At 72.1% G+C, this 14,128-nt stretch carries 15 protein-coding genes; 3 read left to right on the top strand and 12 right to left on the bottom strand.

The window, feature by feature from the left end; genetic code table 11:
- Positions 1-33: 33 nt before the first annotated feature.
- The 9 genes from ABC304_RS04405 to ABC304_RS04365 form a co-directional block, all read right to left on the bottom strand.
- Positions 34-447, bottom strand: coding sequence for a Fur family transcriptional regulator (locus tag ABC304_RS04405; RefSeq protein ID WP_412929116.1), 414 nt, complete (start codon positions 445-447; stop codon positions 34-36).
- Positions 448-513: 66 nt separating this feature from the next.
- A complete protein-coding gene (locus tag ABC304_RS04400) occupies positions 514-1,374 on the bottom strand; it encodes a metal ABC transporter permease (RefSeq protein ID WP_412929114.1) in 861 nt (286 codons plus the stop codon).
- A complete protein-coding gene (locus tag ABC304_RS04395) occupies positions 1,371-2,204 on the bottom strand; it encodes a metal ABC transporter ATP-binding protein (RefSeq protein WP_412929113.1) in 834 nt (277 codons plus the stop codon). Before ABC304_RS04395 ends, ABC304_RS04400 begins: the two co-directional genes overlap by 4 nt.
- On the bottom strand, positions 2,201-3,271 hold the full coding sequence (locus ABC304_RS04390; RefSeq protein WP_412929111.1) for a metal ABC transporter solute-binding protein, Zn/Mn family: 1,071 nt from the start codon (positions 3,269-3,271) through the stop codon (positions 2,201-2,203). The genes ABC304_RS04395 and ABC304_RS04390 overlap by 4 nt, the downstream gene beginning before the upstream one ends.
- A gap of 177 nt (positions 3,272-3,448) precedes the next feature.
- A complete protein-coding gene (locus ABC304_RS04385) occupies positions 3,449-4,111 on the bottom strand; it encodes a TIGR02453 family protein (protein ID WP_412929110.1) in 663 nt (220 codons plus the stop codon).
- Between the two features lie 71 nt (positions 4,112-4,182).
- Positions 4,183-5,484: a dihydrolipoamide acetyltransferase family protein gene (locus ABC304_RS04380; RefSeq protein WP_412929109.1), complete on the bottom strand. Its 1,302-nt coding sequence runs from the start codon at positions 5,482-5,484 to the stop codon at positions 4,183-4,185.
- Positions 5,485-5,626: 142 nt separating this feature from the next.
- Positions 5,627-6,625 carry an alpha-ketoacid dehydrogenase subunit beta gene (locus ABC304_RS04375; RefSeq protein WP_127097436.1) on the bottom strand — a complete coding sequence of 333 codons (999 nt, stop codon included), beginning with the start codon at positions 6,623-6,625 and terminating at the stop codon, positions 5,627-5,629.
- A gap of 17 nt (positions 6,626-6,642) precedes the next feature.
- Positions 6,643-7,773 carry a thiamine pyrophosphate-dependent dehydrogenase E1 component subunit alpha gene (locus ABC304_RS04370; protein ID WP_412929107.1) on the bottom strand — a complete coding sequence of 377 codons (1,131 nt, stop codon included), beginning with the start codon at positions 7,771-7,773 and terminating at the stop codon, positions 6,643-6,645.
- Between the two features lie 4 nt (positions 7,774-7,777).
- The gene (locus ABC304_RS04365) at positions 7,778-8,899 is read right to left on the bottom strand and encodes a histidinol-phosphate transaminase (RefSeq protein ID WP_412929106.1); all 1,122 of its coding nucleotides are present in this window, start codon (positions 8,897-8,899) and stop codon (positions 7,778-7,780) included.
- An 81-nt stretch (positions 8,900-8,980) separates the two neighbouring features.
- On the opposite strand from ABC304_RS04365, the gene ABC304_RS04360 reads away from it, so the two are divergent.
- The gene (locus tag ABC304_RS04360; protein ID WP_127097002.1) at positions 8,981-9,376 is read left to right on the top strand and encodes a phage holin family protein; all 396 of its coding nucleotides are present in this window, start codon (positions 8,981-8,983) and stop codon (positions 9,374-9,376) included.
- Here ABC304_RS04360 and ABC304_RS04355 read toward each other — a convergent pair.
- Both ABC304_RS04355 and ABC304_RS04350 read right to left on the bottom strand, forming a co-directional pair.
- Positions 9,345-10,739 carry a hypothetical protein gene (locus tag ABC304_RS04355; RefSeq protein ID WP_412929104.1) on the bottom strand — a complete coding sequence of 465 codons (1,395 nt, stop codon included), beginning with the start codon at positions 10,737-10,739 and terminating at the stop codon, positions 9,345-9,347. The genes ABC304_RS04360 and ABC304_RS04355 overlap by 32 nt on opposite strands.
- Positions 10,740-10,877: 138 nt before the next feature.
- Positions 10,878-11,153, bottom strand: a complete 276-nt coding sequence (locus ABC304_RS04350; protein WP_412929102.1) for a hypothetical protein — start codon at positions 11,151-11,153, stop codon at positions 10,878-10,880.
- Positions 11,154-11,267: 114 nt separating this feature from the next.
- Between ABC304_RS04350 and ABC304_RS04345 the strand changes: the two genes are divergently transcribed.
- Both ABC304_RS04345 and purB read left to right on the top strand, forming a co-directional pair.
- The gene (locus ABC304_RS04345) at positions 11,268-11,801 is read left to right on the top strand and encodes a low molecular weight protein-tyrosine-phosphatase (protein ID WP_412929100.1); all 534 of its coding nucleotides are present in this window, start codon (positions 11,268-11,270) and stop codon (positions 11,799-11,801) included.
- A 15-nt stretch (positions 11,802-11,816) separates the two neighbouring features.
- Entirely contained in the window at positions 11,817-13,208 is a 1,392-nt protein-coding gene (gene purB, locus ABC304_RS04340) for an adenylosuccinate lyase (RefSeq protein WP_412929099.1), read from the top strand.
- A 37-nt stretch (positions 13,209-13,245) separates the two neighbouring features.
- Here the strand turns inward: purB and ABC304_RS04335 are convergent, their stop codons facing one another.
- Positions 13,246-14,073 (bottom strand): SGNH/GDSL hydrolase family protein, encoded by an 828-nt coding sequence (locus tag ABC304_RS04335; protein WP_412929097.1) that lies wholly within the window; start codon positions 14,071-14,073, stop codon positions 13,246-13,248.
- Positions 14,074-14,128 lie beyond the last annotated feature (55 nt).

The following is a 14,128-nucleotide window of genomic DNA, read 5'->3' as shown; positions in this document are numbered from 1 at the left end:
GAGCGCGCGCGCGTGGAGCGGGTCGCCGGCGGACTAACCCGCGTCACGCTCGCCGGCCCGGGCCTGCGTGCATGCGCTGCACAGACCGAAGATGTCGACCACGTGCTCGGCCTCGGTGAAGCCGTGCGTCGCGGCGGTGCGGTGGGCCCACTGCTCGACGTCGGTGGCGGCGATCTCCACCGTCAGCCCGCACGAGCGGCAGATGAGGTGGTGGTGATGGCCGGGGCTGGCGCAGGCTCGGTAGAGGCTCTCGCCATCGGGACTCTGCAGGGAGTCGGCCTCGCCCTGGGCGGCCAGTCCCGCGAGCGTGCGGTAGACCGTCGCCAGTCCTATGCCCGTGTTGTCCTCGCGCAGAGCGGCGTGGAGCGACTGCGCGCTGACGAAGCCGCGGGAGTCGGCCAGCGCCTCGCGCACGCGCTCGCGCTGCCACGTGTTGCGCTGAACCATGCGGAGAATCCTAGCGACGGGGTCTGTGAACGGGCCGGGTCGCCGGCCCGCGATGCGGGTGTGCGGTCAGGCGTCGCGGCTGACGCGCGAGCGGCTGCGGCCGGCCAGTCGGCAGACCAGGTAGATGACGAACGAGATCGTGGTGATGTACGGACTCACTGGCAGCGTGCCCATGATGGCCAGCAGGATCCCCCCGACGGCGGAGACGAAGCCGAACGCCGTCGCGAGCAGCGGCACCGACAGCGGCCCCGAGGCGACGCGCATGGCCGCAGCGGCCGGCGTCACCACGAGCGCCATGACGAGGAGCGCGCCGATGATGTGCACGCTCACCGCCACGATGAGGCCCAGCAGCAGCATGAAGATGAGCGAGACCAGGGTGGTGGGCACGCCGCGCGCCGCGGCCGACTGCGGGTCCAGCGAGTCGAAGCGCAGCGGACGCCAGATCAGCAGGATCCCGACCAGCACGACGGCGCTGATGGCTATGAGCCAGTTGAGCTGGCTGGACTGCACCGACACGATCTGGCCGGTCAGCAGGCTGAAGCGGTTGGCGCTGCGTCCGGGGTAGAGCGAGAGGAACAGGATGCCCAGGCCCAGCCCGAACGGCATGAGCACGCCGATGATCGAGTTGCGGTCTCTCGCGCGCGCGCCGAGCCAGCCGATGAGCGCGGCGGCCAGCACCGATCCGACGATGGAGCCGGTGACGACATCCGCCCCCAGCAGGAGGGCCGCGGCCGCGCCGGCGAAGGACAGCTCGCTGATGCCGTGCACGGCGAAGGCCATGTCGCGCTGCAGCACGAAGACGCCGATGAGGCCGCCGACGAGCCCGAGCACGGCGCCGGCGACGACGGAGTTCGCGACCAGCGCGAGGATGTCGCCGTAGTCGGCGAGGCCGCCGAACATCGCGGCGTAGACGTCATCCCAATTCACGCCGGGTGCTCCTCGTCGTGATGGTGGTGATGGGATGCCTCGGCATCCGGTGCGCCGACGACCACCAGTCGGTCGCCCGCACGCAGCACGAAGACGGGTGCGCCGTAGAGGTCGCTGAGGACCGTGGAGTCGAGCACCTCCTCGGGGGTGCCCAGCGTGAAGCGGCCGCCGGCGAGGTAGAGGATGCGGTCGACCTTGTCGAGCACCGGGTTGATGTCGTGCGTGACGAGCAGCACGCCCGCGCCGGTCTCACGGCGGTGGCGGTCGATGAGCCCGACGACGGCCTGCTGATTCGCGAGGTCGAGGCTCGTGAGCGGCTCGTCGCAGAGCAGCAGCCGCGGGTCGTCGGCGAGCGCCTGACCCGTGCGGAGCCGCTGCTGCTCGCCACCCGACAGGAGCCCGACCGGCCGGTCGGCGAAGTCCGTCGCGCCGACAGCCTCGAGCAGCCGGTCGATGCGCGCGCGGTCGCCGCGACGCGGGAACGGGAAGCCGAAGCGGTGACCGTCGACCCCGAGGCCGACCAGGTCACGGGCGCGCAGCGAGGTGTCGCGCGGCAGCGGGCGCTGCTGCGGGATGTAGCCGATGCGGCGGTTGCCGGCGGCGCGCACGGGCTGGCCGAGCGCCTCGATGGAGCCGGCGCTGAGGCGTTCGAGCCCGAGGATGGTGCGCAGGAGCGTGGTCTTGCCCGATCCGCTCGGGCCGAGCACCGCGATGAACTCGCCGGGGTGCACGACGAGGTCGAGGTCGGCCCAGAGCTCGCGGCCGCCACGCCGAAGCGCCGCCCCGGAGATGCGGAGCGGCGACGTCGGTGAGTCGAGGTCGGGCGTCACTCGCCGAGAGCTCCGGCCAGATCCTCGATGTTCTTCTGCATCCACTGCAGATAAGTCTGGCCCTCGGGGAGCGTCTCGGTGAATTCGATCACGGGGATGCCCTTGGCCTTCGCGGCGTCGATCACCTGCGTCGTCTCGCCGCCACCGGTCTGCGCGTTGGCAATCAGCACGCGCACCGTGCCGCCGTCGATGAGGTCGAGCGACTCCAGCAGGGTCGACGGAGGCACGTCCTGTCCCTCCTCCACCGACTCGCTGAACTCGGGCGGCGTGACGTCGGTCAGCTCCGCGGCATCCATCAGATAGACCGGCACGGGTTCGGTCACGAAGACGCCGGCTCCGGCATCCTTCGCGGCGATGTCGGCCAGCGACGACTCGAGGCCGGCGATCCCGGAGACGAACGCGGCCGCATTGGCCGTGAAGTCGTCGGCGTGCTCCGGGGCGATGGTCGACAGCTCCTCCGCGATGGCCTCGGCCACGTGCTCGACGGTGTGCGGGTCGTACCAGACGTGCTCGTTGAAGCCCTCGATGTGGTCGCGCCCGTCGCCCTCGGCGTGGTCGTGGCCGTCCGCCTCGGCTTCGGCGCTGCCGGTCTCCGTGCTGCCCGTCTCGGCGCTGCCGGTTTCCGTGCTGCCGGCCGAAGGCTCCGGGCTCGCCGTCGCGTCGTCGTCGTGGCCCTCGTTGCCGGGGAAGGAGTGCGAGTACTCGACCGCGGTGATCGTCGGCACGGACGTGCCGGCCGCCTCGAGCAGCGCCTCGACGAACGCGTCGTAGCCCGCGCCGTTCTCGATGACGAGGTCGGCGCGCGACAGGGCGAGCTGGTCCTGGGCGGTCGCCTCGTAGGAGTGGGGGTCCTGCGCCCCGGACGTCACGAGAGACGTGACCTCGACGGCGTCGCCGCCGATCTCCTGGGCGATCTGCCCGTAGACGTTGGTCGAGGCGACGATCCGCACGACGTCGGCGCCGCCCGTGCCGGCGGGCGCTGACCCCGCGGCTCCCGCGCAGCCGGCGAGAGCGAGGACGGATGCGGCCCCCAGGGCCGCCGTGGCGAGAACGCGTCGGGTGAACATGCCCTCACTCTAACCGCTACTGATAATCGTTCTCAAGTCGGCGCCGGCTCGCCCGCGCGGCCGTGCGAGCGCAGGAGCTCGCGTCGGCACAGGACGGATTTCCCCCAAAGGGACCTGTGCTCGCGCGAGATCCTTCATTCAAGCGACCGGATGCCGCGGCATCCGGTCACACCAGGATCAGCGGCCGCGGGCGGAGTCGGGGTGGATGATCAGGTCGCCCAGGTTCTCGGCGACCCAGGTGCACCAGATCGAGACGGAGCGCCAGGTGTCGCTGATGATGTCGAGCGCGTCGGGGCTCCACATCCAGTCGGCGAGCTCCTCCTCGGAGCCCACGGCGAGGCGGCGGAGGCGCAGCAGGTCGATGCGGGCGTGGTCTATCGGGTACCCGCGGGGTGCGGTGCGGACGGCGTCGGCGGTCATCGGCGTGAGGTTCGCGGCATCCATCTGCGCCAGCACCTCGTCGAGCTCGCGCGACAGGCGCGGGTCGTCGACGATCTCGCGGAAGCGGGCGAGGCCGGCGGGCGGCACGTCGTAGACGCCTCCGCCCAGGAGGAGTCCGCCGGCGCTGAGCTGCAGGTAGTGGGCGACCGGGGCCAGCGAGACCATGCCGACGTGCGTCTTGTAGGGCGATTTGTCCTTGCTGAAGCGCACGTCGCGGTTCGGCCGGAAGATCTTCACGTCGCCGAACTCGGGCTCCAGCTCGGCGGCGAGCTCCTCGAACGGACGGCGCACGTGCTCGACGTAGCGATCGTGGTTCGCCGCCCACCACTCCTTGGTGTTGTGCGCCTCGAGCTCGTGGAAGAACGCGGGCGCGTCGGGGTGGAGTCCGCGGAAAGCCATGCGGGCGATGCTACCCGCGGAGGAGAACCGGCCCGCTAGCGTCGGTCGGCCGGCGGCCCCGGCCAGCTCGCTCAGTCGAGCAACAGGGCCGGCTCCTCCAGGATCGACGCGACGTCCGCGACGAAGCGCGAGACGCCGTCGCCGTCCACGACACGGTGGTCGAACGAGCCCGAGACGGTCGTCACCCAGCGCGGGCGCACCTCGCCGTCGACCACCCACGGCTTCTGGCGGATGGCGCCCAGCGCGATGATGCCGACCTCGCCGGGGTTGATGATCGGGGTGCCGGCGTCGACGCCGAACACGCCGATGTTGGTGATCGTGATCGTGCCGCCCTGCTGGTCGGCGGGGGTCGTCTTGCCCTCGCGCGCCGTCAGCGTCAGCTTCTCGAGAGCACGGGCGAGATCGCGGGTGTTCAGCTCCTGCGCGTCCTTGATGTTCGGCACGAGGAGGCCGCGCGGCGTCGCGGCGGCGATGCCGAGGTTCACGTAATGCCGCACGCGGATCTGCGCGCCCTCGTCGGTCTCGATCCACGCCGCGTTCACCATCGGCGTGCGGCGCACGGCCCAGATGACCGCGCGCGCCATGATCAGCAGCGGGGACACCTTCGTGTCCGCGAAGTCGGGCGAGGCCTTGAGCCGCTTGACCAGCTCCATCGTGCGCGATGCGTCGACGTCCACCCACACCGAGACGTGCGGGGCCGTGTAGGCGCTCGAGGTCATCGCCGACGCGGTGGCCTTGCGGACGCCTCGGACCGGGATCGACTCCTCGCGGTCATCCACCGGCGGGGCGGCGGGCCGGGCGACGGGGATCGTCTCCTCGCGCACGGCGCTCCACTCCGGGGTCTCGATGTTGCGGAAGACCGACGCCTGCGACGCGTGCTTCACGACGTCGTCGCGGGTGACCTCGCCGGCCGCGCCGCTGGGCACGACCGTGCCGAGGTCCACGCCGAGATCGCGCGCCAGCTTGCGGATCGGGGGCTTCGCGATGACACCGCCGGATGCTGCGGCCGGCCGCTCCGCCGGCTTGCGCCTGCGCGAATTCACCGTGCCCGTGCTGCCGTAGCCGACGAGCACCGAGCCGCTGGCGTCGGCGGCGGGCTCCGCGGCCTCCGGCGCGACAGCCGGCGACGCACCCTCGTCCGCGATCGTGATGATCGGCGAGCCGACCTCGACCGTGTCGCCCTCCGACGCCAGCAGCTCGCCGACGACGCCCTCGAACGGGGACGGCAGCTCGACGAGCGACTTCGCCGTCTCGATCTCCACGACCACGTCGTTGACCGCAACGGCGTCGCCGGGCGCGACGCGCCACGTCACGATCTCGGCCTCGGTCAGGCCCTCCCCCACGTCCGGGAGGCGGAACGTCTGAGTGCTCATCCGATGTCCTTTCGAGCTGTCCCCCGACCGCGAGACTGCAGCGGACCGACGAGACCGAGGCGCTTACCCACAGTCTCGTCGCTCAGATGCAGTCTCGCGGGGGATGGGGGCGCGGGTACGGGGGCGATCATGGGCGGCGGGGCTAGTAGGCCAGCGCGCGGTCGACGGCTTCGAGGATGCGGTCCGCGTCGGGGAGGTAGACGCCCTCGAGCTTCGCGGGCGGGAACGGGGTGTTGAAACCGGACACGCGCAGCACCGGCGCCTCGAGCGAGTAGAACGCGCGCTCCATGACTGTGGCGCTGATCTCACTGCCGAGCGACACGAATCCGGGGGCCTCCTGCGCGTAAACCATGCGGCCGGTGCGGCGGACGGAGTCGAGGATCGGGCCGTAGTCGACCGGCGACAGCGACCGCAGGTCGATGACCTCGACGCTCGTGCCCTCCGACTCGGCGAGCGCCGCGGCCTGCAGGGCGGTGGCGACCATCGCGCCGTGAGCGACGAGGGTGACGTCGGTGCCGCGGCGGACGATGCGACTCGCGTGCAGCGGGAGCGCGGGGGCCGCGACATCCACCTCGCCCTTGACCCAGTAGCGGCTCTTGGGCTCGAGGAAGATGACCGGATCGGGCGAGGCGATGGCCTGCTGCATCATCCAGTACGCGTCGTTCGCGGTGGACGGGCTCACCACGCGGAGGCCGGGGGTGTGCGTGAAGTACGTCTCCGGGCTCTCCTGGTGGTGTTCCACCGCGCCGATGTGCCCGCCATAGGGGATGCGGATCACGACGGGCAGCTGGAGCGCACCCTCGTGCCGGTAGGTCAGCTTGGCCAGCTGCGCGGTGATCTGGTCGAACGCGGGGAAGACGAAGCCGTCGAACTGGATCTCGCAGACCGGACGGAACCCACCCATGGCGAGTCCGATGGCGGTGCCGACGATCGCGGACTCCGCGAGGGGCGTGTCGATCACCCGCCGCTCGCCGAAGTCGGCCTGCAGCCCCTCGGTGACGCGGAACACACCGCCGAGGCGGCCGATGTCCTCGCCCATGAGGAGCACGCGGTCGGATTCCTCCATCGCGCGGCGCATGCCGGCGTTCAGCGCGCGGCTGATGGGCAGCGTGATCGGCGCGGGGGCCGCGGCATCCGTCATGTCGGTCGTCTCGAGCGTCATGATGCGCCCTCCTCGAAGGATGCCTCGTACCGGGCCAGCCACGCGCGCTCCTCGTCGACGAGCGGATGCGGCGAAGCGTAGACGTTGTCGAAGATCTGGCCCGTCTGCAGGGTCTCGAGGGCGACGGTGCGCACGCGCACATCCTCGGCGAGCGCCCGACCCTCGGCCTCGACGTCGGCGAAGAACGCGTCGGAGGCGCCGCGGCCGCGCAGGAAGAGGCGCATCCGCTCGATCGGATCGCGCAGCGCCCAGGACTGCTCCTCCTCGGCGGTGCGGTACTTCGTCGGGTCGTCGCTCGTGGTGTGCGCGCCCATCCGGTAGGTCATCGCCTCGATCGCTCGCGGGCCCTCACCGGCGCGCGCCTCATCGAGCGCGACGCGCGAGACGGCGTAGCTGGCGAGCACGTCGTTGCCGTCGACCTGGATGCTCGGGATGCCGATCCCCTCGCCCCGGCGGTAGAGCGGCGTGCGCGACTGCGTCGAGACCGGAACCGAGATCGCCCACTGGTTGTTCTGCAGGAAGAACACCTCGGGGGTGCGGTAGCTCGCGGCGAACACCATCGCCTCGTGCACGTCGCCCTGGCTCGAGGCGCCGTCGCCGTAGTAGACGATGACGGCTTCGTCGCGCTCGGGATCGCCCGTGCCGCAGCGGCCGTCGAAGGCCATGCTCATAGCCAGCCCGGTGGCGTGCAGCGTCTGCGCTCCGAGCACCAGTGTGTAGAGGTGCGTGTTGCCGTTCTTCGGGTCGACGGGGTTCCACCCGCCGTGCGTCAGACCGCGCATGACGCGGATGATGTCGAGCATGTCGACACCGCGGATGCGCGCGACGACGTGCTCGCGGTAGGACGGGAAGAGGTGGTCCTGCGGGCGGGCGGCCCGGGCCGACCCGACCTGCGCGGCCTCCTGGCCGAAGCTCGGCGGCCAGAGGGCCAGCTGCCCCTGCCGCTGGAGGTTGGTCGCCTGCTGATCGAAGGCGCGGATGACCGCCATGTCGCGATAGAAGAGCTCGAGGTCGGCGTCGCTGAGCGCCTCGATGATCGGCAGGTACGGCTCGGCGGCGGCGGTGTGGGCCAGCGACCCGTCGGCCGCCAGCACGCGCACGAGCGCGGGATCTTCGGACGGAGTCACGGTCCTACGCTAACGCCCGGCCCGCGTGGGCTTCTGGGAGGGTCTGGACAACGGATGCCGCGATCCGTAGGACCTTCTCGACAGACTCCTCCTCGCCCACCGAGATGCGCACGCCCTCGCCGGCGAAGGGACGGACGATGAGCCCCTCCTCCTCGAACGCGGCGGCGACGGCCAGCGTGTCGGCCCCCGTCGGCAGCCAGACGAAGTTTCCCTGCGCGTCGGGAACCCGCCAGCCGGCCTCGCGGAGCCCGGCGGCGAGCGCGTCGCGTCGGACGGCGATGTGGCGCACCCGCTCCAGCAGCTCGGACTCGGCGGCGAGGCTGGCGAGCGCCGCCTCCTCGGCCTGCGCGGTGACCGACAGGGGGATGCTGGTGCTGCGCGCGGCGTCGAGGATGCGCGAGTCGCCGATCGCGTAGCCGACCCGGAGTCCGGCGAGGCCGAATGCCTTCGAGAAGGTGCGGAGGGCGACGACGTTCGGGTGGCGCGAGACGCCGAGCACCCGCATGCCGTCGACGGATCCGGGGGCGGTGACGAACTCCGCGTAGGCCTCGTCGAGGATGATGAGGACGTCCTTCGGGACGGATGCCACGAACTGCTCGAACTCGTCGTGCGTGACCGCGGTCCCGGTCGGGTTGTTCGGGCTGCACACGATGACGGCGCGCGTGCGGTCGGTCACGGCCGCGGCCATCGCCGTCAGGTCATGACGCGCGTCCGCCGTGAGCGGCACCTCCACGGGGGTGGCGCCGGCGATGAGGACGAGTCCGGGGTAGGCCTCGAACGACCTCCAGGCGTAGACGATCTCGTCGCCGGGACCGGAGACGGCGAGCATGAGCTGCGCGAGGATCGACACGCTTCCGGCGCCGATGTGCACGCCGTCGGGGTCGACGCCGAACCGGGCGGCGAGACGATGGCGCAGGCGGGAGGCCGTGGCATCCGGGTATCGGTTGACCGCGACCGTCGCCCGCAGTGCCTCGACGACCCCGGGGAGCGGATCGAACGGGTTCTCGTTGCTGGAGAGCTTGAACGCGTCGGCGCCGGCCTGCTTGCCCTGGCGATAGGGCGGCAGGGCCGCGATCTCGGGACGGATGCGGACGGGGGCGGGGCGGAGGCCCTGTTCGTCTGTCACCCGTCCGAGTCTAAGAGCGCGGATGCGTGGGAGACGAGAGGGCACCGTGTGCGCCGTTGCGGCCCGTGCGATCATGTGGCCATGCGCTTCCTCATCCGCGTCGTCATCAACGCCTTCGCGATCTGGGTGGTCACCCTGATCCCCGCGCTGCAGGTGCGGGTCATCGCCTTCCCGCCCGGCGACACCCTGCAGCTCGTGCTCACGCTGCTGCTGGTGGCGGTGATCTTCGCCCTCGTCAACTCGATCATCGGCACGGTCATCAAGGTGCTGGCGTTTCCGCTGTACGTCCTCACGCTCGGGCTCATCGGGCTCGTCATCAACGCGTTCCTCCTGTGGCTGACGGCGTGGATCACGTCGTTCTGGAGCTGGGGCCTGCGGGTCGAGGACTTCTGGTGGGGCGTGGTCGCGGCGATCATCATCTCGCTGATCAACTGGGTCTTCGGCCTCATCCTGCGCCCGGAGAAGAAGCGGGACTGAGCGGCAGCGGCGCCGGCCCGGGCTGCGGATGCGGCGCGGCCTCCGGGGCGGGCAGCACGCGCGCGGCGGAGTACTCCGTCACCTGCACGCTCGTCGCGGTGCCGAGCTCGTCGAAGACGGCGCGGACGCCGTCCATGCGGGGATCGTCGGAGCGGTCGAGCATGCCGGCGGTCTGCACGTAGCCGTCCATGCCGTGGGCGGGGAGCCCGAGATCGCGGACGCCGCCGGCCGGATCCGCCTCGCGCTGGGCGATGAAGCTCCCGGGCGCGCCGACGGCCTCGCGGTGGCCTCCGCCCTGCAGAGCCGCGACCGGGTCGTCGGTGTGCGCCACCGCCACGCTGAGCGTGCTGGCGCCCACGTCGGCCTCGACCGGTGAGCCGAACGTCACGTGCGTGCGGGAGTCGTAGCCGGCCTCGAGCGCGACGTGCGCGGTGATCATCGCGCCCTGCGAGTGCCCGAAGTCGTGCAGCACATCGCCGGGCTGCGCCCCGGCCTGCCGCAGCGCCTCGAGCGTCGCCTGGTAAGAGGCCGAGGAGACCCCGGCATAGAGCTGCGCGTTGGACAGCTCGTCGAAGGGATCGTCGCCGCCGAACCCGGCCGGCGCCTGCGTGCCCGCGACGTACAGGGCGAACTGCCGTGATCCGTCGGGCATCGTGTACTTCTCGACGCGGATGCGCGACTCGCCTCCGCCGGGGATGCGCTCCGCCGCCTGCGCCAGCGTGGCCGGCGCGCTCGTACGGCGTGTCGGGGCGACGGGCCGCACCTGAACCGCCGCCGGCATCGTCGTCAGACGCTCCCCGGACGAGATCGTCCCCGCGCCGATGCGCCGGACCGTCTGCCAGGCGCTGTAGGCCGCCGCGCCCGAGAGGAGCGCACCCCCGAACGGCAGCCACCAGGTTCCCGTGGCCGACTGCTTCGCGAGGTCGAGCGGCCACCCCGCCTCCGCCGCCATCACGGCCGCGCGCGCCGACACCAGGGCGCCGGGATGCTCGCGCTCCAGCGCGGCGATGGCGGCGTCCCACCGCGCCGCGCCGACCTCGTCGCCTCCGGCGGCGGCCAGCGCACGCTGCGCCTGCAGCTCCACGAGGTCGTACACGGCCGCGGCATGGCGGAGCTCGGCGTCGAAGCCCTCTGCCCGCGCACGCTTCTCGTGGATGCGCACGACGAGGTCGGCGATGCGGGCGCTCAGGTGCCACTCCTCGCGCGGGAGTCGTGCGACCAGCGCTCCGGCCGAACCGGCCGCGGCCGCGATGTCGTCGAGCTCCCGGCCGAGCACACCGAAGCCGTCGGCCGCGACGCGCAACGTCTCGCTGTCGACCGACACCGCCCCGCCGCCGCGGATGTCGAGGTCGCCGTCACCCACGGATCCCGCCGCCCGTCGCGCGCCGCCGACCGGTCACCCGCCGCCCACGCGTCACGCTCGACCCGCCCCGCACCGTCAGCCCGCCCGTCAGGCGCGACCCACCACGCACGCGCCGGCCCCGCCGTCCGCCCCGCACCCTCAGCACGCTCCCCCCACCGCCCGGCGCAGCTGCGCCCACCAGAGGTCGTCGCCCACGGCCGTGGCGAGCGCCTCGACGCTCCCCATGTCGCTGCGCCACAGGCTCACGGCGTCGCGGAAGCGCCGCTGCGCCGGGGTGCTCCACGCGGTCAGCTCGCACAGTCGCGTCGCGCTCGCGGCGGCGTCGGCGAGCCGCGCGACCACCTCCTCGAGCCGCGACCGGGCCAGGGCGAGGTCGGCGGCGTCATCGACGGAGCAGGGAGGGTCGAGCGGCATGATCCGATCGTGGTCGGCCGGGGTGCAGCATCCGTCTCCCCTCCCCTGCCTTCGGGGGGATGGAGGGGGCTACCCGTCCTGTGCAGGAGCGCACGGGCACGCCATGATGGCAGGGTGACCGCGAACGCCCAGGAGCCGTTCCGCGTCGTCTTCGTCTGCACCGGCAACATCTGCCGATCGCCGATGGCCGACATCGTGTTCCGGCAGCTGGCCCGTGAGGCGGGCCTGAGCGATCGCGTCGGCTCCTCCAGCGCCGGTACCGCCGACTTCCACGTCGGCGAGCCCGCCGACCACCGCACCCTCGCCGCACTACAGCGACGCGGGTACGACGGCCGCCGCCACCGCGGTCGCCAGTTCTCGCACGACGACTTCATGCGCAATGACCTCGTCGTGGCCCTCGACCGCAGCCACGAGAGGATCCTCCACGGCTGGGCGCGCTCCGAGGCCGACACCGACAAGATCGCGCTCCTGCTGTCGTTCGACCGCAGCGCGGGCACGCTCGACGTGCCCGATCCGTACTATGCCGGGCCCGGAATGTTCGATGAGGTCCTCGGTATGATCGAGGCCGCAGGCAGGTCGCTGTTCCGGCAGCTCGAGCCGGCGATCCGCCCGTCGGCTCCGACAGGGCCTTCCCCCACCCCGCAGTGACAGGACGGCAGACTCGTGCCCGCTCTCCCCCCTCAGCCTCTCAGTCCCCTCGACGGGCGCTACCGCGCACAGGTCGCCGGCCTCACGGACCACCTGTCGGAGGCCGGGCTCAACCGCGCCCGCGTCGAGGTCGAGGTCGAGTGGCTCATCGTCCTGACCGACCGGGCCCTCTTCGGCACCTCCCCGCTGTCGGAGGACGACAAGGCGCGACTGCGCGCCCTGTACCTCGATTTCGGTCAGGCCGAGATCGACTGGCTGGCCGACAAGGAGGCCGTCACCCGGCACGACGTGAAGGCCGTGGAATACCTGGTGCGCGACCGGCTCACCGAGCTCGGACTGGACGGCATCGCCGAGCTCACGCACTTCGCGTGCACGAGCGAGGACGTCAACTCCGCCTCCTACGCCCTGACCGTCCGCCGCGCGGTGCTCGAGGTCTGGCTGCCCCGGCTGGAGGAGGTCATCGCGACGCTCCGCGAGCTCGCCGAGCAGCACCGCGACGCGCCCATGCTCGCCCGCACGCACGGTCAGCCGGCCACGCCGACCACGATGGGCAAGGAGCTGGCGGTCTTCGCCTGGCGGCTCGAGCGGGTCGCGGCGCAGGTGCGCGGCACCGACTTCCTCGCGAAGTTCTCCGGTGCCACCGGCACGTGGTCCGCACATGTCGCCGCCGAACCGGACGTCGACTGGCCGGAGCTGAGCCGCGCCTTCATCGAGGGCCTCGGCATCGGCTTCAACCCACTGACGACGCAGATCGAGTCGCACGACTGGCAGGTGGAGCTGTACGACCGCATCCGGCACGCCGGCGGCATCCTGCACAACCTCGCCACGGACATCTGGACCTACATCTCGCTCGCCTACTTCACCCAGATCCCCGTGGCCGGGGCGACCGGCTCGTCGACGATGCCGCACAAGATCAACCCGATCCGCTTCGAGAACGCCGAGGCGAACCTGGAGATCTCGGGCGGCCTGCTGGCGACCCTCGCGGGCACGCTGGTCACCAGCCGTCTGCAGCGCGACCTCACCGACTCCACCACGCAGCGCAACATCGGCGTCGCCCTCGGGCACTCGCTGCTGGCCCTCGACAACCTCCAGCGCGGTCTCGGCGAGATCTCGCTGGCCCAGCCGGTGCTCGACGCCGACCTGGAGGCGAACCAGGAGGTCCTCGCCGAGGCGATCCAGACGGTCGTGCGCGCAGAGATCGCCGCCGGCCGCTCGCAGATCAGCGACCCCTATGCGCTGCTGAAGGACCTGACCCGGGGTCGCCGGGTGGGTGCGGATGACCTGGCCGCCTTCGTGAAGGGCCTCGACATCGGGGATGCTGCACGCGAGCGCCTGCTCGCCCTCACCCCGCGCACGTACACCGGTCTCGCCTCGCAGCTCGTCGACCTCCGCCACGACGCGAGCTGACCGGCCCGCCGCACGGGCTGACCCAGCCCGCCGCGCGTCAGCTCCGCGGCGCGTGGTGGCCGAACGCGGCGCGGTCGTGCACGCCCAGTGCGCGCAGCACGGACGGCAGGATCGCCGTCGCCGTGCGCCGGTAGCCGAGTGCCGACGGGTGGAACCGGTCGAGGCTGAACATCTCGTCGGGGTTGGTGATGAAGAACGGCCCGACCACCGCGGCCAGGTCGACCGCGTAGGCGCCGAGGGCGACCGCGGCGGTGCGCTGCGCCGCGGCGAGCTGGCGCGACGCCCGGCCCCCGAGCGCCCGCAGCGGCTGCGGCACCGGACGCAGAGCGCCGAGGTCAGGACACGTGCCCACCACCACGACGGCTCCGCGCCGCTGCAGCTCGCGGACGGCATCGCCGAGGTGCCGCACTGAGACCTCGACCGGCACGCGGTGCGTGACATCGTTGCCACCGACCACGATCACCGCGACGTCGCCCACGTCCGCCGCAGGAAGGCGGGTGAGCTGCTCCGCGAGCATCGAGGACTCCGCGCCGACGACGGCGACCGTGCGCAGCTCCACCGCGCGCCCCGTCTCCCGGCTGATTCCCTTCGCCAGGCGTGCGCCGAGCGTCTCGGACGGCTGCACGGCGCCGAGCCCGGCGGCGATGGAGTCGCCCAGCAGCACCAGCCGCACGGCGTCGCCGCGCTTGCGCTTGTAGATGCGGTCGGCGCGGGGCGCATCCTCCCCCAGTGGCTTGCCGATCAGCCGTCGCGCGTGCGCCGCCTGCCGGGCGAGCACGACGCGGGCGGCGCCGACGGCGCCGGCGACCACACCGGCGCTCAGCAGCAGCGCGACCGGGAGGCGGGACGAACGGAACGGAGCCATCGACTCCGTTCAATCACGCCCGGATGAACGCGAGGTGACGGACAGTCGGATGCTT

It is taken from the genome of Microbacterium jepli, from assembly GCF_047237905.1.
Taxonomy (GTDB): Bacteria; Actinomycetota; Actinomycetes; order Actinomycetales; family Microbacteriaceae; genus Microbacterium.
The sequence above is the reverse complement of the archived record's forward strand: the minus strand, read 5'-3'. Positions and strand labels throughout refer to the sequence as shown.